The organism is Paenibacillus sp. NRS-1781 (assembly GCF_050467745.1).
In the GTDB taxonomy this organism is placed as follows: domain Bacteria; phylum Bacillota; class Bacilli; order Paenibacillales; family Paenibacillaceae; genus Paenibacillus; species Paenibacillus terrae_A.
In genome coordinates this window covers 90,807-110,490 of record NZ_JBITPI010000026.1, presented here as the reverse complement: position 1 = coordinate 110,490, position 19,684 = coordinate 90,807, and the positions used below count along the sequence as shown (strand labels likewise).

At 48.9% G+C, this 19,684-nt stretch carries 19 protein-coding genes and 1 pseudogene; 9 read left to right on the top strand and 11 right to left on the bottom strand.

The genetic code is table 11. From position 1 onward, the window contains the following. Positions 1 to 54: 54 nt before the first annotated feature. From ACIFO6_RS11095 to ACIFO6_RS11080, 4 genes are read right to left on the bottom strand one after another with little or no spacing between them, the layout of a single operon-like run. Positions 55 to 885 carry a class I SAM-dependent methyltransferase gene (locus ACIFO6_RS11095; RefSeq protein ID WP_430040736.1) on the bottom strand — a complete coding sequence of 277 codons (831 nt, stop codon included), beginning with the start codon at positions 883 to 885 and terminating at the stop codon, positions 55 to 57. Further along, entirely contained in the window at positions 878 to 2,227 is a 1,350-nt protein-coding gene (locus ACIFO6_RS11090; protein WP_430040735.1) for a nucleotide sugar dehydrogenase, read from the bottom strand. The genes ACIFO6_RS11095 and ACIFO6_RS11090 overlap by 8 nt, the downstream gene beginning before the upstream one ends. A 2-nt stretch (positions 2,228 to 2,229) precedes the next feature. Next, positions 2,230 to 3,210, bottom strand: coding sequence for a polysaccharide biosynthesis protein (locus tag ACIFO6_RS11085; protein ID WP_430040734.1), 981 nt, complete (start codon positions 3,208 to 3,210; stop codon positions 2,230 to 2,232). A 19-nt stretch (positions 3,211 to 3,229) separates the two neighbouring features. Then, a complete protein-coding gene (locus ACIFO6_RS11080; protein ID WP_430040733.1) occupies positions 3,230 to 3,937 on the bottom strand; it encodes a glycosyltransferase family A protein in 708 nt (235 codons plus the stop codon). A gap of 202 nt (positions 3,938 to 4,139) precedes the next feature. Between ACIFO6_RS11080 and ACIFO6_RS11075 the strand changes: the two genes are divergently transcribed. Then, a complete protein-coding gene (locus ACIFO6_RS11075; protein ID WP_430040732.1) occupies positions 4,140 to 4,853 on the top strand; it encodes a GT-D fold domain-containing glycosyltransferase in 714 nt (237 codons plus the stop codon). Between the two features lie 226 nt (positions 4,854 to 5,079). Further along, on the top strand, positions 5,080 to 6,207 hold the full coding sequence (locus tag ACIFO6_RS11070) for a GDSL-type esterase/lipase family protein (protein ID WP_430040731.1): 1,128 nt from the start codon (positions 5,080 to 5,082) through the stop codon (positions 6,205 to 6,207). Between the two features lie 160 nt (positions 6,208 to 6,367). Here ACIFO6_RS11070 and ACIFO6_RS11065 read toward each other — a convergent pair whose 3' ends face one another. After that, positions 6,368 to 6,784, bottom strand: a complete 417-nt coding sequence (locus ACIFO6_RS11065) for a hypothetical protein (protein WP_430040730.1) — start codon at positions 6,782 to 6,784, stop codon at positions 6,368 to 6,370. Positions 6,785 to 6,949: 165 nt separating this feature from the next. On the opposite strand from ACIFO6_RS11065, the gene ACIFO6_RS11060 reads away from it, so the two are divergent. The 3 genes from ACIFO6_RS11060 to ACIFO6_RS11050 all read left to right on the top strand — a co-directional run bounded on the left by ACIFO6_RS11060 (position 6,950) and on the right by ACIFO6_RS11050 (position 10,694). Further along, positions 6,950 to 8,935: a methyl-accepting chemotaxis protein gene (locus ACIFO6_RS11060; protein WP_430040729.1), complete on the top strand. Its 1,986-nt coding sequence runs from the start codon at positions 6,950 to 6,952 to the stop codon at positions 8,933 to 8,935. A 37-nt stretch (positions 8,936 to 8,972) separates the two neighbouring features. Then, positions 8,973 to 9,149 (top strand): YjfB family protein, encoded by a 177-nt coding sequence (locus tag ACIFO6_RS11055; RefSeq protein ID WP_137060033.1) that lies wholly within the window; start codon positions 8,973 to 8,975, stop codon positions 9,147 to 9,149. A 189-nt stretch (positions 9,150 to 9,338) separates the two neighbouring features. Next, positions 9,339 to 10,694 carry a dipeptidase gene (locus ACIFO6_RS11050; protein WP_430040728.1) on the top strand — a complete coding sequence of 452 codons (1,356 nt, stop codon included), beginning with the start codon at positions 9,339 to 9,341 and terminating at the stop codon, positions 10,692 to 10,694. Between the two features lie 76 nt (positions 10,695 to 10,770). On the opposite strand, the gene ACIFO6_RS11045 is transcribed toward ACIFO6_RS11050, so the two are convergent. The 3 genes from ACIFO6_RS11045 to ACIFO6_RS11035 all read right to left on the bottom strand — a co-directional run bounded on the left by ACIFO6_RS11045 (position 10,771) and on the right by ACIFO6_RS11035 (position 12,374). Continuing rightward, a complete protein-coding gene (locus tag ACIFO6_RS11045) occupies positions 10,771 to 11,157 on the bottom strand; it encodes a hypothetical protein (RefSeq protein WP_430040727.1) in 387 nt (128 codons plus the stop codon). A gap of 106 nt (positions 11,158 to 11,263) precedes the next feature. Continuing rightward, the gene (locus ACIFO6_RS11040) at positions 11,264 to 11,755 is read right to left on the bottom strand and encodes a hypothetical protein (protein ID WP_430040726.1); all 492 of its coding nucleotides are present in this window, start codon (positions 11,753 to 11,755) and stop codon (positions 11,264 to 11,266) included. A gap of 136 nt (positions 11,756 to 11,891) precedes the next feature. Further along, entirely contained in the window at positions 11,892 to 12,374 is a 483-nt protein-coding gene (locus ACIFO6_RS11035) for a hypothetical protein (protein ID WP_430040725.1), read from the bottom strand. 669 nt (positions 12,375 to 13,043) lie between these two features. Here ACIFO6_RS11035 and ACIFO6_RS11030 point away from each other — a divergent pair. After that, positions 13,044 to 13,292 carry a hypothetical protein gene (locus ACIFO6_RS11030; protein ID WP_430040724.1) on the top strand — a complete coding sequence of 83 codons (249 nt, stop codon included), beginning with the start codon at positions 13,044 to 13,046 and terminating at the stop codon, positions 13,290 to 13,292. A 164-nt stretch (positions 13,293 to 13,456) separates the two neighbouring features. On the opposite strand, the pseudogene ACIFO6_RS11025 reads toward ACIFO6_RS11030, so the two are convergent. From ACIFO6_RS11025 to ACIFO6_RS11015, 3 genes and pseudogenes are all read right to left on the bottom strand, one after another. Continuing rightward, positions 13,457 to 13,555: pseudogene (locus ACIFO6_RS11025) on the bottom strand (helix-turn-helix domain-containing protein); the annotation flags it as partial. A 31-nt stretch (positions 13,556 to 13,586) separates the two neighbouring features. Then, positions 13,587 to 14,585, bottom strand: coding sequence for a virulence RhuM family protein (locus tag ACIFO6_RS11020; RefSeq protein ID WP_430040723.1), 999 nt, complete (start codon positions 14,583 to 14,585; stop codon positions 13,587 to 13,589). A gap of 441 nt (positions 14,586 to 15,026) precedes the next feature. Continuing rightward, positions 15,027 to 15,254: a helix-turn-helix domain-containing protein gene (locus tag ACIFO6_RS11015; protein ID WP_007431813.1), complete on the bottom strand. Its 228-nt coding sequence runs from the start codon at positions 15,252 to 15,254 to the stop codon at positions 15,027 to 15,029. A gap of 303 nt (positions 15,255 to 15,557) precedes the next feature. Between ACIFO6_RS11015 and efeO the strand changes: the two genes are divergently transcribed. From efeO to ACIFO6_RS11000, 3 genes are read left to right on the top strand one after another with little or no spacing between them, the layout of a single operon-like run. Beyond that, positions 15,558 to 16,427 carry an iron uptake system protein EfeO gene (gene efeO / locus ACIFO6_RS11010; RefSeq protein ID WP_430040722.1) on the top strand — a complete coding sequence of 290 codons (870 nt, stop codon included), beginning with the start codon at positions 15,558 to 15,560 and terminating at the stop codon, positions 16,425 to 16,427. A 4-nt stretch (positions 16,428 to 16,431) separates the two neighbouring features. Next, complete coding sequence (gene efeB / locus ACIFO6_RS11005; protein WP_430040721.1) at positions 16,432 to 17,817, top strand: iron uptake transporter deferrochelatase/peroxidase subunit; 1,386 nt, start codon at positions 16,432 to 16,434, stop codon at positions 17,815 to 17,817. A gap of 24 nt (positions 17,818 to 17,841) precedes the next feature. After that, positions 17,842 to 19,656: an FTR1 family iron permease gene (locus ACIFO6_RS11000; RefSeq protein ID WP_430040720.1), complete on the top strand. Its 1,815-nt coding sequence runs from the start codon at positions 17,842 to 17,844 to the stop codon at positions 19,654 to 19,656. Positions 19,657 to 19,684: the final 28 nt, after the last annotated feature.

The window sequence follows — 19,684 nt, the reverse complement described above, 5'->3', positions numbered from 1 at the left end:
TTTCCGTCGTCATGACTTCACGCCATCCCCTTTACCGTTGGCTGTGTTCCCGGTCTATTTTCCGGTAGACCCGCCATCAGTATATGCACCTTTCCCTTCATGCTGCACCTTGCCTGCCTCCTCAGGACATGCAGCCCTCTCCGGTGGCAATGCCCGCTCCTCCATGTGTCGAATTCGCTGTACTGCCTTGTCGAGCGCTGCCTTGCGCTGATTCATTTTGCGAACATGCTGCTGCTCCACCAGCCGGAATTGTTCCTCGTCCAGCTCCATCCAGCGGGCCAGATGCTCTGCCCCCGGCTTGGCCTCACGCAGCTCTTTCGCTTTTTTACGGCCTGCGAAACACAAATATTTGTGATGCACCTCCAGCGCTTGTTCATCAACATAAGGAAACAGCACACCGGACAGGCTCCCGGCATAGTAGGTCCGCTTGTGATCATGAAACGGATGATATCCATAGGGGACAGACAGGACGAGTGTCCCTCTTTTATGAAGCAAACGGTAGGCGTGAGCAAGCAATGTATGAGGGTGTGCAAAATGCTCCAAAATCTCGCCTAAAATAATCGTGTCAAATCCGCCGGGCGGACGTTCGAATTGAGCAATATCCTTTAACTGAAAATGAACTCTTCCACGAACAGGTGCAGATTCCTGTCGAAGTTCTTTTTTTGCATATGAAATACTGCTCTCTTCCAAATCAATGGCCGTTACCTCAAAGCCTTCCCGCCCGAGCAAAATGGACGTGATCCCCTGACTACATCCAGCATCCAGCACGGTATGACCCTGCACATGGCGGCAAATCCAGTGGATTCGGTTGCGGGTAGCCTCATGAGATTCTTCCGAGTTAATCTGCCCGTAATAGCGCTCATTTACCTGATCACGGTTAGCCAACAGCGGCGCCCCCTCCAATACCGGGATGCCCCAGTATCACAACATGCCCACCAGTGCAATGCACCGTCGCATTGCGTGTATCGAACACCAGTGGCGCATGGTCGACCAAATGCTGGTAATCCAGCACAGAATGATCGGTCGTGATCACGACGATATCTGCACTTTCCCACAGCCGGGTGTTCGCCGCACGAGATGGGATGACCTCGCCGTTCAGCTTAAAGCTCTTTACATACGGGTCGGTGAAGCTCACCAGAGCACCCATTTCCTTTAAGTGCTCAAACAGGACAAGAGCAGGGGATTCCCGAACATCATCAATGTCTTTTTTGTAGGCAACGCCCGCCAGAACGATCTCGGCCTTGTTCACGGCTTTACCTTCCTGGGCGAGCAGAGTTTCAATTCGCTCCGCAATATACAGCGGCATACGCCGATTCATACGGTCTGCCAAATCCACAAATTCCAGTGGAAACCCATGCTGCTCGGCTTTCCATGACAAATACAGCGGATCGACCGGAATACAGTGCCCCCCGATCCCAGGCCCCGGATAGAACGGCATATAGCCGAAGGGCTTCGTCGCCGCCGCATCCAGCACCTCCCATATGTTGATGCCGATTTTCTCACAGGCCGCTGTCAGCTCATTGATCATCCCGATGTTGACGCTGCGGAACGTATTCTCGAACAGCTTTGCGGCTTCTGCGACTGTTGTCGAGCTGACCGGAACCATTTGCTCCAGAAAGGAGCCGTAAAAGGCTACTCCTGCTGCCAGACAATCCGGCGTACAGCCGCCAATCACCTTGGGCGTGTTCCGAATGTTAAAATGAACACTGCCCGGATCGACACGTTCTGGTGAAAAACACACGTAAAAATCCTGACCTACCGTCCAACCCCTGCGCTGTTCAATCACCGGGCGGATCAGTTCCTCCGTCGTTCCCGGATACGTGGTGCTTTCCAGAATGAGCAGCGTCTGTTTTTGCAAATGGGGAATAGCCTGGTCGATAGCCGTTTCGATATAGGACGTATCCGGCTGATGGTCATCCGTCAGTGGCGTAGGCACGCAGATGACGACGATATCCGAATGCTCCAGCACCTGGATATCCGCAACCGGATGTAATCGCTGCCCGATCAGCCCCTCCAATGCATCATCGCCAATATCTATGATGTACGATTGTCCTTGAAGCAGCTTGGCTACTTTGGTCGGATCGGAATCCACACCATACACGTCATAACCAGCTCGTGCCATTTCCACAGCCATCGGCAGTCCCACGTAACCGAGGCCGATCACCGCAACCTTTACCGTGCCTTTACTTATTTTTTCCATAAGTTGCAAAATACCCACCTCTTTCATCGTTACTCCATACCTCGCAATAGCTCAGCAATGCCTGCGCGGTCCATTAACTCATCGTCCGAGCGGTATTGATCAAAGCTCACCCGTTCCAGCCCGCCATATTGGCTCAGTAATCGCTTGTTTGCCTGCTGTGGGAGAATGACAAAATAACGATCATCATAGCGGTACGTGTGCGGCACCTCATAAGGAGAAATCAACACTTCGTGCAGCTTTTCCCCACCACGAATGCCGATTTCTTTTACTTTCAAGGCTGGCTGGCCCGCCTGCTCCTTCATCACTTCCGCCAGATCTGCAATGTTGCAGCCCTTCATTTTCATAACCAGCGTCTCTCCACCAATCGCCGCCACAGAAGCCTTCAGCAGCAAGCCAATAGCCTCACCAAGCGTGAGGAAAAAACGGGTCATATCAGGACTGGTCAGCGTCAAATCCTGCCCTTCCGCGATCTGGCGCTTGAACAACGGCACAACACTTCCGCTTGTACCCAGCACATTGCCGCCGCGAATGCACACAAAACGGGTGCGCTCGCTCAGATCGTTGGCACGAATCATCAGTCTTTCGCCAATCGCCTTTGTCATGCCATATACATTCACCGGGTCTACTGCCTTGTCGGTAGAGACGTCAATAACCTTGGTGACTCCCTGCTCAATACTGGCCCGGATTACATTTTGCGTACCGTATACGTTCGTCTTGAAAGCCTCTTCTGGCTGTCTCTCGCACACGGGGACATGCTTCAACGCCGCCAGATGGAACACATAGTCCACCCCGCGACATGCCTCTTGCAATGGTTGTAGATCCCGAATATCACCTATAACGAAATTCAACCGGGGATCAGATTGGAATTGACGCTGCATGGCAATCTGCGCAAATTCACCACGTGAAAAAATACGTATTTCCGCTGGCCCTTCCTTGAGTAATTCCGCCGTCAGACGCTGCCCCCAAGATCCCGTCCCTCCGGTCACCAGCAGTTTTTTTCCTTTGAACAATATAATCTCCTCCTGACCGTTACGAATTTGCGGCGCCTGTTCCCAGAAATTCAGCCAGCACAGCCTTCATGTCATCCTCTGTCAGCCGATCCTTCACTGGCACTTTTTTTACGGAAGTATTTGCGGAGTGAATGACGTTCACGTAGTTGCGATGCGAAATCACCTCATGCAGCAGCTCCGTTACATATCCATGCGTGCCCTTGCCGGGAATGACGACACGATAATCCTCCAGATAATCCTTCGCTTGATAGCGGAACACATAAAAGGAGGGCGAACGGTGAAACACCGGTGCCATCTGACCTTCTACGGCATCCCACAGGTAACCCATCTGATTCACCAGCGCTACCGTGTCCGGCTGAAATTCGTAATCATGCAGCTGCTGTACAAACGATTGGTGATACAAATCGTCGGAATCAATTCGAGCAATCAGCAGTTCGTCCGCAGCTTCGATATACGCATGAATCCGGCGCTTGCTTTCGATGCTGGTACCAAAGCGGATATGGTCGGGAATCGGCTCACGCTTGGCTAATTCATCCTCCACGATGTCACTGCATCCTCCCGCCAGCTTGACGACAGACAAGAAATCCGCATTCGTCTGACTGAGCAAGCTGCGCAGCGTAAAGGTTCTGAATACATCCAGCCGCTCGCTGATCCACTCCCGTGTCAGCCGATTGGGATTCATCCCGTAGTTATTAAAATTAATCTCAATGACAATCTTGCGATTCATTCAGCTTCCTCCCTTTCAACCGTCTCTTCACAAGTTATGGAACTGCTAGAGAAACGGCACGTACAGATGCATCAACTCTTACAATAAATAGGTAGAATCCAAAAATGAATAGCCGATCATACAAAAACCTTGCCGCTTTCGACATATGATAGAATACAGAGTTTTTTGCACCATTCTAAAGATAGACAGGGAGGAAGCATATATGACTAAGCCAAAGTATCTGGAGATCGACGAGGTACTGAATCATTTGAAGTTGGCACTGGATCAACAGCAGCCCTTTTCGCTCATTCGGATCGGGGATGGCGAAAATTTGATTTTGTCTCAGGATACCGTCTGGCCGATGAAAAAGGTGTTGCAGGAACGATGGGCGGTCAAGGCCAATCTCGGACAAAAGGGACTGTTTCTGCCGAATACGGAATTGCGAGATGCGGTGGCCGAGGCAGTACGCAAAGCCAGCATTGCTGGCATCCTGCCTTACGATGACGAATCTATCAAAGCGCCATCCTATATGAAGCGAGAGCTGACTGACCAGGTTTTTACTCACTACGGCCTCTCTCCTGCGCTAACTTGCCATGCCTGCCTGAACCGGTATTTGGCTGCGACACCCGCTTTCTGGGACATGCTGAAAAATCGACGCATCCTGCTCGTCACCCGAACAGCCGCCGAAGTGAAGCCCGTCCTTGAAGCTGAGCCGTATCAGCTGCATATCCCGCACACGCTTGCATTTCATCAATATGAACAAATGGATGAAACGCTCCAGTGGATCACAGCGCATAAAGATGACTTTGAGATTGCGCTATTCTCCTGCGGGGTCAATGCGGTCGTTCTGGCGCAAAAAACGGCAGAACTCACTGGCAAGGTAGGGATAGACTTCGGCAAGGCGATTAACATCGTGATGTTCGGCAAAGCGAATTAATGGATAGCCTTGGCTTCTCTTATCAAGAAAAGCACCAGCACATTCAAGATTTGCTGGTGCTTTTAGCTATTACAAACCGTCCTAAAGTCCGTGGTCGCATGGAATATCTATTTAAAGCCATGAAACCTTACTTGCTTAAAAATAGACTTTGAGATTTCCCGTCACTTATTTTACAATATTATAGAAACTAGAGTTAAATTTGGAGATTATAAGGAGGATATTAGAAATGACACCTAACAAGAAATTGAAGACATATCCACTTACCAAAGCTAAGCATGTAAAGGTTCACGGTCGAACTACGCAAACACTTACACCACTAACTCTATTTTGGACAGGCAGCGGCATTGAATTGAATATCAAGGGCTCGGAGCTGTGGATTGAAATGGAGGCCGATTACCAGGTGTATGAGCACTGGATCAGTATTGTCATCAATGGTGCCCCGATGAGTCGCTTGATGGTGACGGCAGGACGGCATTGGATTTGTCTTTTGAGAGGAATGAATCCTGACATGGTTAAAAATGTCCGGGTGGTCAAGGATGTCCAGCCTATGAGCTCGGACTCGCGCTGCTTGTTGCAAATTCATGCCCTGAGGGTTGACGGTAAATTGCTGCCTGTCACAGATAAGCCCCACAAGGTGGAATTTATCGGTGACAGCATTACCTCAGGAGAAGGAACGATTGGAGCAAAGGAGGAGACAGACTGGGTCCCCATGCTGTTCACGGCACTACGCAATTATACAGCCATAGCTGCCGAAGCACTGAATGCGGACTACCGAGTGTTATCACAAAGCGGATGGGGTGTCCTAACAAGCTGGGATAATAATCCGCATGCGAACATTCCGGCATATTATGAGCAGGTATGTGGTGTGCTCACTGGAGAGCGAAATAAAGCATTAGGGGCATTTTCCGATCATGATTTTACCTCATGGCAGCCGGATGTGGTCGTGGTGAATTTGGGGACTAATGACGGGGGAGCCTTTTATTCTCCTGCATGGACGGACCCCGTAAGTGGGAAAGTGTACAAGCAACGCTTGAACGAGGATGGCACATTCAATGAAGAAGATTCACAAGCTTTTGAAAACGCTACCACAAATTTTCTTGTCAAGCTTCGTACCTGTAATCCCGCTGCCCATATTGTTTGGGCCTATGGGATGCTTGGTACTCCGATAATGCCAGCGATTTACCGGGCGGTAGACGCGTACAAGAAAAGTACGAGGGATCGGAATGTGTCCGTGTTCCAACTGCCTAACACGATGGAAGAAACGATAGGGTCTCGCAGCCATCCAGGGCTTCTCGCCCATACCCAAGCGGCAAATGTGTTGACAGGGTATTTGCGAGAAATTTTAAAGAATTAGAATCCATGAAGTAGAATCAACTCTGTTGAACCACGCTCATGAAGTAAACATAACATCACAACACCCAGGATATTTGTGCTCTGGGTGTTGTTGCTGACCATCATAGGAGAACCATGAACAGTCGGCAAGTTCTTCATAAGGAAATTCTCGTCTGATATATTTAAAAAAAAGGAGTCGAAGCGATGCCAGTAAATACCTCTGGACCGTTACGAACGGTCGTCGATACCCCCGAAATATAAGAGGAATACACCGTTTGTATCGCCCATGGCGCGGAAAGATCCTGTGCATTAAAAGCTTGTGTTTCATTAGCCCCTGTAGCTCCCAATACCCCTTCGGCTCGGTAGACTACCTCGCTCGGGTCATAATCGGTGCCACGTACGATTTCAACCGCATACGTATCTCCCAGTTCACCAATCAGACCCATGGAACCGCTAAAGGTCACAATCGGACCCGGTACAAGAAAAGTTCGCAGGGTAATCAAACCAAACCGCTCCGGTTCAGGACCCAGCTGGACATCGGGACCCTCACCTGATTTTGATGAATTTGTTGAACTTCTCATATCCAGAAAAAAACCCATTGCTTATCCCTCCAAATTGCAAGATACTCCATGATATGCGAGAAATTCTTAAGCGACTTGGACAAATTAGCAATAAATCTATCAATTCAGCTTAAAATAACCGATAGTAAATACATATGATATAAGCACTGGAAATGAATATGTAGATAGAAAGCAGGGGGTTTGATGAAACAACTGAAAACTTTAACGCTTCGCAAAAAATTGACAGCAGCATTCCTGCTGGTCATGCTTGTTCCTAGCATTATTGTCAGCTCTTTTTCTTATCAGGCAGCGTATAACCAGACAGACCAGCAATTAATGGACAGTGCGACGACTAGCGTTACCGCAGCCGACCGCGCAGTCACCCAGACGATTCAAGCCAAAATTGCAGATATCGAATATTACGCTACTACGATGACAGCCAGTGACAACACTCCAGATGCAGATGCAGCACTCCTGACGGAGCTGCAAATCTATTTGAAAATGCATGCGGAAGCCCTCGATATGTTCGTAGGAACTCCCGAAGGAAAACTCATCATTGGCAAAGCCACAGGACTGAACGTTGACCCTCGTGAGCGTCCGTGGTACAAACAGGCCATGGAGAAACCCGGACAAACGGTGATCAGCCCTGTCGGACTCAATTCGAACAAGGTCGCTGTCGTGTACATTTCACGTACGCTTCCTGACAATAGCGGTGTTCTCGGTCTTTCCCTGAACCTGAATAATTTAAAGGAAATTACAAATTTAAAAATCGGGCAGCAAGGATATGTCATGATATTGGATAACACCAAGCGTATCGTTACTCACCCGACAGAAGTCAGCGGAAGTACCCAATTGGGGGAAAAACTGTCGCAACTGTTTGCCTCCAAGGAAGGCAGCCTTAATTATGATCTGAATGGCGTTTCCAAAAACCTGATTTTTAAAACCAATGCTCTGACAGGCTGGAAAATTGCCGGAACGATGGACAAGTCGGAAACGAGTGCCTCCGCCAAGCCGATCCTCATCACGACCATCGTGGTGCTGGTCATTTCAGCTATCATTATCGGTGTGCTGGCGCTGTGGCTAATCAGCAGTATACTCAAACCAATCCAAAGATTGCGTAATTCTATGGATGCTATCAGCCAAGGTAATATTTCCATTAATGTGGCTACGACCAGCACGGATGAAATCGGTGAATTATCGAGATATTTTCAGCAAATGGTAGATAATCTGCGTAACATGATCAGAGAAATCCAAGCCATGACAAGCAATCTATCGGCCTCCTCGCAAGAGCTCGCCGCAGGTGCAGAACAAACAACCCATGCGATTGAGCATGTGACCGAAGCCATTCAGGATGTAGCCGCAGGCAGCGAAAGACAAGCCAACAGCGCCAAAGAAAATCAGGATCGTGTGTCAGGCATGTCAACAGATATCGCAGCCATGACCGAAGCTATGACTGAAATGACCACCTACTCTTCACAGGCCATTCAAGCGTCGGATGCAGGCAGTGAGCATATCGGCAATAGTGTCGTTTCCATTGATGGCATTCGTACTACAGTGGAAGAGCTGGATGCGATTATCGGCGCCTTGAGTGAACGTTCCGGGCGAATCGGAACCATTGTCACCGTCATTACAGAAATCGCCAGCCAGACCAATTTGCTTGCCCTGAACGCTTCTATTGAAGCAGCACGCGCCGGGGAGCATGGTAAAGGCTTTGCTGTCGTAGCGACTGAAGTCCGCAAGCTGGCGGAAAACTCCGCTCATTCGGCACAACAAATCCGTGAGCAGATTCAAGGGATTCAAAACGGCGTCTCCGAGGCCCTGACCGCGATGGAATCTGCCAAAGAACGCGTAAGCGAAGGCATCCATTCGGTTGACCTATCCGGCCGCTCCTTCTCCCGTATTCGTAGAGCGATCGTCAAATCCGCGAAGCAGCTCGACAACGTGGTAGTCTCTACAGCCGGAGTAGCAGATGGCACGAATGCAGTGGTCGGCAGCATGGAGGAAATTACTCGTATTGCCGAAGAAGCAGCATCCCATACCGAGACGGTATCCGCAGCCGCAGAGGAACAACTCGCCTCCATGGAAGAGATCGGTTCGTCTGCCGCAGATTTGACCCGTCTGGCAGAACAGCTTCAAGATTTGCTAACACAATTCCAATTGGATGAAACAAATGACCCTTCTGACCGATAAATAGAATGAGTCTTCATCACAAAGGAGGAATGAAAACATGGATATCGCAGCATTATCAACGGGTATGAGCCAGGCCAGCTTGGCGCAAGCCGTGAGCGTGAAAGTATTGAGTATGGCTAAGGATCAAGCAGGTGAACAGGGACAAGCACTAATCCAGATGATGGAAAAAAGCGTACAGCCTCATCTCGGAGGTCAACTGGACCTTCGGGCGTAGCTTCACCGCTATTCGACGGGCGTTCTGTTCGGTTCTAAACGGGCCGGAGCAGATCGCCCATTTTTTAACACATCTACCATCGCGATTTTTCGTTCAGCGCAAAACGTAGTAAACTATACATATCGTCCACGGCCTTGGTTCGGAGGATAGAGCAAAAAACGCACAATGAAAGAGGAGGGTACATAAATCATGAGTTATTCTGCATATTTCGAAAAGGTCAGAGAGCAGCAGCTTGATGAGCTGAAGGATTGGTTGTCCATTCCGAGTATTTCCGCATTATCCGAGCACAAGGGAGACATTAACAAAGCAGCCGATTGGCTTGCCGCCAAACTGACGTCTGCCGGATTGGAAAACGTTGAAATCATTCCGACTAAAGGCCATCCACTGGTGTATGCGGATTATCTGCACGCACCTGGTAAACCGACGATCCTCGTGTACGGTCACTATGATGTACAGCCGGTCGACCCGCTTCATCTGTGGGAAACTCCACCGTTCGAGCCGTCGATCCGCGACGGAAAGCTGTATGCGCGCGGAGCTACAGACGATAAGGGTCAGGTGTTCTTGCACATTAAGGCGGTCGAAGCCATTTTGAAGCAGGAAGACAAGCTGCCGCTGAACATTAAATTTTGCATCGAAGGCGAGGAAGAAGTGTCCAGCCCGAGCCTGCTTGAATTTTTGCAGACAGGTGCAGACCGTCTGGCTGCCGACGCTGTACTGGTATCCGACACCTCCCTGATCGAAAAAGGCAAGCCTGCGATTTGCACAGGTCTGCGCGGATTGTGCTCACTGGAAGTTGCGATCCACACCGCCAATACGGATCTGCATTCTGGCTCCTTTGGCGGCGGGGTGCCGAACGCGTTGCATGCTCTAGTATCCTTGCTGGCAACGCTGCATGACGACAAGGGACGCGTCAGCATCGACGGCTTCTACGACGATGTTGCGCCACTATCGGCTGAGATGAGATCAGAATTCGTGAAGCAAGATTTTAATGAGAGCAAGCTGCAAAAGGATCTTGCGCTTGAATCCCTCTACGGCGAAGAGGGATTCAGCTTCGTCGAGCGTGTCGGGGCACGTCCAACGCTGGAGCTGAACGGCGTGTATGGCGGCTTCCAGGGCGAAGGCACGAAGACGGTCATTCCGAAGGAAGCTCACGCCAAAATTACGTGCCGCCTGGTTGCCAACCAGAATCCGCAGGACATTCTGGACAAAATCGAGCGCCATCTGCGCGCCCATGTTCCGACAGGTGCCACGCTGATCATCCAGCAGGGTGAAAAAGCAAATGCGTTTAACATCGACCCGTCACACGCATTTCTGCAAGCAGCGGCGGATGCTTTTGAAAAGGTATATGGTGTACGCGCCCTGTTTACCAAGGACGGCGGCTCCATCCCAATCGTGGAAACCTTCTCGCGTGTGCTAACCGCTCCAGTCGTACTGATGGGCTTCGGCTTGCCGGATGAGAACTTACACGCGCCGAATGAGCATTTTAATTTGGAAAATTTCGATAAGGGTTTGCTAACCATCGTGGAGTTTTTGAAATCTGTGTAAGCTGATACCAAAAAAGCATTCACGGCATGTGATCAACCATGCTTCGTGGATGCTTTTTTACATTGGCTGCCGTCGACTAAGAAAAACGGGTGTAGCGCAACAGATGAACCAGCCGATTCAACCGCTCTATTTCCCGATCCAACTCGTGAAGCGGTTGCCCGGCCATAGCAGCGTTCGCTCTCAGATTACGCAGCAGGTTCATTTTCCGACCCATAAGTTTCGACACTGTGGCCTTCCCCATGTTGTTCACCACGGCATATTGCGTTAGCGGGTCAAGCTCAATCCACAATACATGATGCTGTTGAAAAAACGACAATAGTTGCTTTTTCAGTTCTTCCAGTTCTTTAAGCTCACCTGTAATTTGCGGATGATGATGAAAAGCCACATAGCCCATCACCCGCAGATCACTTATGATTTGTTCCAGTTGAAGCGTTTCGTTTATGTACACATTATTCGTCCTCATGCGATTCCTTGCGCCGTTCATATCATTTTCCCGGATGACGTTCACCACCTGAATATCGTTATCTTTTTATCGGTATGCTTCCATCATATACAAAAAAACAACCGGCTTATACGCCAGTTGTTTCCCGTTCCACAAAATACTTATTGGTCATAAAGTGAGCCTTGCCTCTGGAAGTGTCGACCATTCCCTTTTTGTTGTCGAGAAAAACAATTTCCCGGCATTTGGTGCAATACCACTTGGTCCGCATAAAGGGAGATTCCGTTACATAGGATGTGCCGCATTTGCAATCTACTTTGATCAAGGTCTCTGTTGATTTGTAAGCTTGGGACAGCTCTTTCAAGCCTGTAACCGGCTGTTGAACCGGGATAATGACTTCCTGATAGCTTGAATACTGATTATGAACTTTAAAATCAGCCACCAGTTCCGCATGTAGTCCAAAGTACTCTTTGCCAATCTCGGTTACAAATTTCTTGCCGATTCTGTAACACTCAAGCCATTCCTGTATCTGTTGATTAGACAAAGGCACCGTGCCCTTGATACCGCTATTTAATGTGTAAGTCATGATGTATAAAGTATCATCTTGTCTATGTCCGTACATGAGAAGCCTCCTTATAATACACTTGATAATGTACTACAAAGCGCAAAAAACATCAATTTTATTATTTGGCAAAAGGTTATAGCTGATTTATAACGTTCAGAAAATGGACATATAGAATAAAAGCAACTGACCTAGGTCAATTGCTTTGTCTTTCCACATAGTATTTGTTGGTCATATACCATGCCTTGCCTTTTTCCGTATCCACCATGCCCTTTTTGCGATCTAGGAACACAATGTTATTGCATTCCTTGCAGGACCACTTGGTCCTTTTATGCGGCGACTCTTCTATATAGGAAGCTCCGCATTTGCACTCTACCTGAATCCATGTTTTATACTGGCTGTACGCCTCTGCCAACGGGTCTACGTCTACAGCTTTACTTACCACCGCAGGCTGTATCATGGATATATGATCCCGCTGCTCCGAGTATTCATTATGTACCTTAAAATCTGCTACCAATTCAGGATTCAAACCAAAATACTGTTTACCAACTACCGTTACAAACTTGCTGCCAATTCGATATGCTTTTATCCATTCCTGAACCTGCTTACTGGATAGGTCGACTGTTCCCTTTATGCCGCTGTTCAGCGTATAGGTCATCAAATGTTCGTTTTGTGTCATATGTCTCCCCGTTCACCTCCGATCAAGAATATACCACAGGTAGACCTAAGCAAAAGCTACTTACTGCTACCTGAAGCAACGAGCTTTTCTGCCTTGTGATCCTTTTAATACAAGTATAACTCAAAACCCGAGCCGTCTTCCATTTTGTCTATATCCTGAGCACTGATTTCGCAGGGATCTATACTCGCCTCCTTAGACTATCACAAAATGCATTTTTATCTTTTTATCACTTTGTGGTACAGTCTTCTACATTAATCATTCATGCGAGTTGGCGGATGAGCTAATGGTAGTTTCTTCCTTCCTTATATATTACAACACTTTTGCACAAATTCCTACATATTTCAGCGGTGTAATCGTTTTTTTTGAATTCATTCGTGTGATATATTTGCTCTTAGGGAGGCGAATCCATTTTGGAAAGAAAAAGTGTTATGGTGTATGAACACTCCGATTCTCTGCCCCATGTCTTTCATACCAGTCGAACCGATGTACAAATCGTTGAAGAATTCTTTTCATGGATTCACTCCCCATTTTCACTTAAATAACTCCAGGCAGGTGACGCATGCGTAATCATATAAATCAGATGACCATCACGCTCAGCCCGCAGAAGTATTGATTATACCCTTGGTTTCTCCTGCGGGCTGAGCCTTTGCCCAAGGGAGCGTGATGGTAATGAAGCCTAACCGAAAAAAACGTAATCAAGCCTATTTTAGACATCACAGAAAGCGAGTTATTCAGCGTAAGAAGCGACTTTCAGCACACCGGGGTTGGGTCGCCAAATTCGACGGTGCATTCTCCAAAGGGAAAATTCATTGTTCCTGCTGGATGTGCAGTGAAAAAACAAATCGACTTGGCTATCCCAAATCGGAGTTATCAAGAATAGCTAACTGTCAGGAACAGCTTCTGGATTATGATTTTTAAACTACAAATGATCAAAACAAGCGAATGTCCTTTTTTGTGACAATCGCTTGTTTTTACGTTGGGTCACTTAGCAAGGTCATCCCACAAAAACAAAAGCCTTCCCGACCATCCTTCACTGTTGAAGGATCATCGAGAAGACTTTGCACCCCGCAAGGAACAAGAGGTCAGATTTTTAATTCTCCAAGCCTGATTAATTCCACGACCGCCCGTGAACGACCTTTTACGTTCAATTTTTGCATTACGTTCGCGATGGGGTTTGAAACACACCAAGTTTGTTGTTAAGGTAAAAGGGCACTACTTTTTATCCCATTGATTTTGCTTGATAAATTCATCAAAATCATCACTTGTGTCCATAACCAATCTTTGTCGATTGTATTTGTTGTACTCTGCTGTCGCCAACTTCTCTGCAATCTCTTGCGAAATACTTCCTGCATTTATCAGAATATCTCGCTCATTGAATTTCAGGAATGAGTCCAACTTCTGGGTCCAGTCCTTCATATACATCGGGGATTGACGTTCCGCCTGATCTTCCGCATAGTCCAGATACATCGTTACGATGCGATTCAACGCCTGTATTTCTTTATCGGTCAAATAGTTCTTGGCTACGGTTATATCGCTCTTCCTTACTTTGTCGCCTTTCCAACTCGTTAATCCCATATTGTCTTTATCAGCGCTTGCTCGCTCGGCAATCAGCTCTGCCGCGGTATGACCATGGATGGCAAAATGAAGTTTGTTTTGTACAGTAGCGAAAAACTCTTTGGACACATTGGAATGGGGGTCATAATCAACCGATAAGGCGTAGATATCCGTAATCTTGCGATAGAACCTTTTCTCCGATGCACGGATATCACGAATACGCTGGAGCAATTCATCGAAGTAGTCTTGTCCAAAGTGACGCATATCTTTCAAACGCTCATCGTCCATTGTAAAGCCTTTGACAAGGTACTCATTAAGCCGCTCGGTTGCCCACTGTCTGAACTGCGTGCCTCTGTGCGAGCGGACACGATACCCGACAGCAATAATCATTTCAAGATTGTAATGCTTGACCTTGCGTTTTATTTCTCTTGAACCTTCAATTTGAACTTGTAAGTATTCCTTACAAGTTGCATCAAAAGCTAGTTCATTTTCTACATAGATGTGTTTAATGTGAAGTGTAATGTTTTGAGACGTTGTCTGATATAACTCTGCAATTGCCTTCTGAGTCATCCAAACGTTTCCATTCTCCAGCTTTACGTCTATTTTGGTATTACCATCTTCTGTCTGGTACATTAAGATATCTGTACGATTGTTCAATTTCTCAACTCCCATTCCTTTCCAACTAACGCTTACGGAATCATACGTTCTTATTTTAACATATTTGAAGTAAACACATTGACAATAAAGTCTCCTATTTTACAATCCTCGCCCTTTTTTTATCTATATTTAACATATGTCACAGCCATTTAAATTTTTTTCACTCCAATTTACTTAACGAAGCTTCCATCTCAGCACTAAGAATCGCGATGGTTCAAACCGCTTAGTGAAACCGTTTGATCCAGTAGACCATTTTTGTAATACGTATATTTGGCATCTGGAGATGATGTAGGATTTGTCGCAGCTATGTTTGCCTGAGAGTTGTATTTTTTTAGAAATAAAATATATTTTCTGCATTTTTGCAAAACAAAAGCCTTCCCGACCAGCCTTCACTTTTGAAGGATCATCGAGAAGACTTTGCACCCCGCAAGGAACAAGAGGTCAGATTTTTAATTCGCCAAGCCTGATTAATTCCACGACCGCCTGTGAACGACCTTTTACGTTCAATTTTTGCATTACGTTGGAAATATGATTGCGCACCGTCTTCTCACTAATAAATAGTTGTCCGGCGATGTCACGTGTTGTTTTGTCCTGCACAAGCAGTTCAAATACTTCACGTTCACGGTGAGTTAACAAAAACTTGTTTTTGTGGTCGTTACCCTTCGTCAATTTCACCCCTCCTTGCTCGGGTTTTGTGTGGTGTAACAAGGTTAAGGGATACAGTCAACACATTTTATGTCATGTACTCAGGTATGGTTCAATATGCGTATAAAAATGGGCCTAGGCACTTATTTTCCACCTTTACTGAATCGTTAAACTCTGTGTCTAATTTTATGTATTGACAGGCATATGGGGCAGCCTTATGATAAGAAAACCGCGACTGATAATCATTATCAAATAATAATTCGATATAGATATCGCGCAACAGATTATTGCTCATGGCCGCTTGGCCAGAAAGGGTGTTCATTGATTATGAAATTACGTTACGCTGTACCAGCCGGAGTGCTGGTTTCTTCTATTCTGTTCGCAGGTTGCGGACAAACCGGAACTGCTACTCAGCAGCCCGCTGCAACGACCAAGGATGCGGAAGCAACTACGACTCCTGCGGCCTCTGCCCCCAATTTTGATCAAGCGGTAGCCGCTTACCGTGCCTATGCTACCCAGCAATGCGATACGTTTGTGAAAAAGACAGAAGAATTCACGAACGCGGTCAAAGCTGGCGAGCTGGACAAAGCCAAGGCGCTGTATGCTCCTGCACGTATGTACTATGAACGGATTGAACCGATTGCGGAAGCGCTGGGCGATCTTGACCCGAATATTGATGCGCGTGACGGTGATGTGGATGCAGCGGACTGGCGCGGCTTTCACCGGCTTGAAAAAACGTTGTGGGAAGAAAACACCACCAAAGGGTTGGACGAGTTTTCCGACCGCCTGTTGAGTGATGCAAAGCTGCTGCGTGCCAAGGTGGAGACGGTCAACATTGACGCCAGCCTGATGGTAACGGGTGCAGTCGAGCTGCTGAACGAAGTATCCACCTCCAAGGTGACGGGTGAAGAGGAACGATATTCCCACACGGATTTATACGACTTTGCAGCCAATGTAGAGGGCGCACAAAAAATATATGAGATTTTGAAAACAGACCTGAATCAAAAAGATGCGGCGCTGGAAATGCAAATTGGCGAGCGCTTTGAGGCATTGCAGAAAGAATTGGCTCCTTTCAAGGAAGGCGAAGGCTATGTATCTTATACGAAGCTGAAACCAGAAGAAATTAAAAAGCTGAGCCAAAACCTTGATGCGCTGGCAGAGCCATTGTCCCAAATGGGAAAATTGTTAGGAGTATAACGATATGAAAGGCTTCAAGCGGCAAAAGGGAACGAGACAGGAACTACAGCAGCGTACAGATTCCCGTGAAGAACAGGTTGATCTGGTCAAAAAGGGTGCTAAGTCAGAGGATGTTCTGCTAGAAAATGATGTGCGTTCAGCAAAGAGTAAATCTGTATCACGCCGGGATCTATTGAAGCTGGCCGGGGTCGGGGGACTGGGGCTCCTGCTCGGCGGCGGTGGCGTGGGGGCTGTGCTGACAGCCAGCCAACGGCTCGAAAGCATGATGACGGATGCGGATACCAAGGATGTGGTTCCTTTTTATGGGAAGCATCAGGCGGGTATCGTGACTCCGGCCCAGGATTTCATCTGCTTCGCCGCCTTCGATCTGACGACGAGCGATAAGGAACGGGTACGCAGCCTGTTTAAAGCCTGGACAGAAGCCACTGCTACGATGACTTCTGGCGCGCTGATCGGCAACGATAACGAAAACCTCAACCTGCCTCCATCCGATACGGGCGAAGCGGCGGGATTATCGCCGTCACGGACGACGATTACCTTTGGTGTGGGTCCTTCCTTTTTTGATGGACGCTATGGATTGGCAGGGCTTAAACCTGCCGGACTCCGTGAGCTACCCCGTTTTCAAGGAGATGCGCTGGACGACCAATGGTGTGGTGGCGATATCGGGGTACAGGTATGCGCCAATGATTTGCAGGTAGCTTTCCATGCCCTGCGTAATTTGGCGCGTATCGCCAGAGGAACAGCGGTGCTTCGCTGGACACAGGAAGGCTTCCAGCGGACAGCACAGGCCGATCCGGCGGGAAGCACGCCGCGCAATTTACTCGGCTTCAAGGACGGTACGGGGAACCCGGATACCTCCAAGGCTGACGAGATGAACCGACTGGTATGGACACAGGCCAGTGACGGTCCTGCGTGGATGGGCGGCGGCAGCTATATGGCTGTGCGGCGTGTACGAATGCGGGTGGAGGTATGGGATCGCTCGACACTGGGCGACCAAGAGGATACCTTTGGACGCCATCGCAGCAGCGGGGCCCCACTGGGCAAGGCCAAGGAGTTCGACAAACTCGATCTGGCGGCCGCAAGTCCAGAAGGCAAGCCGATCACGCCTCCCACCTCTCATGTGGCATTGGCTCATGGAGACGGAAGCATTAATATTTTGCGGCGGTCTTATTCTTATTCGAGCGGATTGGACAAGCAAACAGGACAGCTCGATGCCGGGTTGCTGTTCATCAGCTACCAACGTGATCTATTCAAGCAGTTCGTCCATATTCAGGAGAAGCTTGCGCGCAATGACAAGCTGAACGAATACATTGTACACAAAGGCAGTGCGGTGTTCGCCTGCTTCCCGGGTGTATCGCAAGGCGGCTACATCGGGGATACGTTATTTTAGCAGCAGGCCAGGAAGGGGATTTATATGAATCGGCGCAATAAAAGCTTGGGATGGGTGTTTCTGCTGGTGGCTCTGCTGCTGACAGCAACTCCGTTCATATCCGGCTCCGGGTCGGTCGCTTTCGCACAAACAGATGCCAAAGCTGTTTCCAATGATCAGCTCATGCCTGTGGTGGGTGGCGCACTGGTGGAGGCAGGACAATCCCAATGGGCGGAAGCTTCCAGGGACGTCAAAGAATTCCGTACGCTGTGGGAAGTTGCCAAAACAAACGGCGGTGATACAGCCCATATCGCAGCGGTGGACAAGGCTCTCGCGGATGCAGAGCAGGCGCTTGCCAGCAGCGGCGGAGAACCGGCGAAAGCCGCACTGTCCGTACTGGCCCGCTCGGTCAACGAATTTGTGGCTGCTGCGGAAGGCGACAAACCCGCCCCGGCTGGAGCCAAAGCAGCAGAAAAGCTGCTCCCCATGGCGAAGGGTAGTCTGGCTGCCATGCAAAAAGGCGACTGGACTGCGGCCCGCACTGATTACGACCGGATCGTAAAAGCATGGTATCAGGTGGAGACACCGATTCGTTCGGACCATTTTCCGGTATACAGTGCGCTGGAAACTAAAATCAGCCTGATTCGCATTTCCATGCAAGCCGAGCCCATACGACAAGAACAGGCTCTCAAGGAAATGCAGGAGCTAACGGCTTTGTTGTCGGATTACAGTCAAGGAAAACTGGTGAATACGGGTCAAAAAGCTGGTGCAAACAACGCAGCTAATGGCTCAGTAGCCTCGCTAAGTGATGCGGTCAAGCTCCTCGAATCCGCACGACAGGATGCGACAGCCCATCAGCCTGAGCAAGCGGCTGACAAGGTAGGGCGTTTCATCGCCCTGTGGCCTTCGGTCGAAGGACATGTGCAAATTTCCGATCCGGCGTCCTATACCGCGATTGAAAATGAAATGACCGAGACTTCCGGTTATCTGCTGTCTTCTCCACCGAACACGGCCAAAGCGATCCAGACCCTGGATCAGATGCTGAAAAGGCTTCGTCCGTTGACGGAAGAGCGTTCCTACACCGCTTGGGATGCGGCACTTATTTTGCTGCGTGAGGGGCTGGAAGCCATTCTGGTACTCGCGGCTCTGCTGGCGTATGCCAAAAAAAGCGGCCAAGCTGTGGCTGGTCGCTGGATATGGGCTGGTGCCGGAACGGGGCTGGTGCTGAGCGGAATCCTGGCGGTGCTGTTCACCACACTGGTCGCGGCCGCCGCATCGGGCAGCATGCGTGAGCTGCTGGAGGGTGTGACTGGACTGGTCGCGGTTGTGCTGATGCTGACCGTCGGTAACTGGCTGCATACCAAATCCAATGCTGCCGCGTGGAACCGCTTTGTCGAGAACAGCGTAGACAACGCGCTGGCGCGTGGCAGCCTGTGGTCGCTGTTCGCCGTTTCTGCGCTGGCGATTTTGCGTGAAGGCGCCGAGACGGCTATCTTTTATATCGGTATGGCCCCGGCTATCGAAACCTCTCAATTGCTGATTGGTATTGGCTCGGCAACTGTCATACTGGTTGTGCTGGCATTGGCGATCATCAAGTTTAGCGTACGATTGCCGATCCGCTCCTTTTTCCTGACAGCCACCATACTGATTTACTATCTCGTATTCCGGTTTCTGGGCGAAAGTATTCATTCGCTTCAGGTGGCTGGCAAGCTTCCGGGGCATACGGCCTCCTCGCTGCCATCCATTAGCTGGCTGGGTATGTATCCGACTTGGGAAACGTTTATCCCACAGGTCGCTGTGCTGATCTTCATGGTGTGGCAGCTTGTACGTCAGGAAATGCGCAGCTCCAAGCAACGTTAAAGTCAGCGATTGGAATCGAATTTTGCAA

Bases quoted from the DNA above. Each gene is read 5' to 3' on its own strand.
- ACIFO6_RS11090 (WP_430040735.1), bottom strand. From the start codon at position 2,227: ATGAAAGAGGTGGGTATTTTGCAACTTATGGAAAAAATAAGTAAAGGC.
- ACIFO6_RS11080 (WP_430040733.1), bottom strand. From the start codon at position 3,937: ATGAATCGCAAGATTGTCATTGAGATTAATTTTAATAACTACGGGATG.
- ACIFO6_RS11075 (WP_430040732.1), top strand. From the start codon at position 4,140: ATGACTAAGCCAAAGTATCTGGAGATCGACGAGGTACTGAATCATTTG.
- ACIFO6_RS11070 (WP_430040731.1), top strand. From the start codon at position 5,080: ATGACACCTAACAAGAAATTGAAGACATATCCACTTACCAAAGCTAAG.
- ACIFO6_RS11065 (WP_430040730.1), bottom strand. From the start codon at position 6,784: ATGGGTTTTTTTCTGGATATGAGAAGTTCAACAAATTCATCAAAATCA.
- ACIFO6_RS11060 (WP_430040729.1), top strand. From the start codon at position 6,950: ATGAAACAACTGAAAACTTTAACGCTTCGCAAAAAATTGACAGCAGCA.
- ACIFO6_RS11055 (WP_137060033.1), top strand. From the start codon at position 8,973: ATGGATATCGCAGCATTATCAACGGGTATGAGCCAGGCCAGCTTGGCG.
- ACIFO6_RS11050 (WP_430040728.1), top strand. From the start codon at position 9,339: ATGAGTTATTCTGCATATTTCGAAAAGGTCAGAGAGCAGCAGCTTGAT.
- ACIFO6_RS11045 (WP_430040727.1), bottom strand. From the start codon at position 11,157: ATGAGGACGAATAATGTGTACATAAACGAAACGCTTCAACTGGAACAA.
- ACIFO6_RS11040 (WP_430040726.1), bottom strand. From the start codon at position 11,755: ATGTACGGACATAGACAAGATGATACTTTATACATCATGACTTACACA.
- ACIFO6_RS11035 (WP_430040725.1), bottom strand. From the start codon at position 12,374: ATGACACAAAACGAACATTTGATGACCTATACGCTGAACAGCGGCATA.
- ACIFO6_RS11030 (WP_430040724.1), top strand. From the start codon at position 13,044: ATGAAGCCTAACCGAAAAAAACGTAATCAAGCCTATTTTAGACATCAC.
- efeO (WP_430040722.1), top strand. From the start codon at position 15,558: ATGAAATTACGTTACGCTGTACCAGCCGGAGTGCTGGTTTCTTCTATT.
- efeB (WP_430040721.1), top strand. From the start codon at position 16,432: ATGAAAGGCTTCAAGCGGCAAAAGGGAACGAGACAGGAACTACAGCAG.
- ACIFO6_RS11000 (WP_430040720.1), top strand. From the start codon at position 17,842: ATGAATCGGCGCAATAAAAGCTTGGGATGGGTGTTTCTGCTGGTGGCT.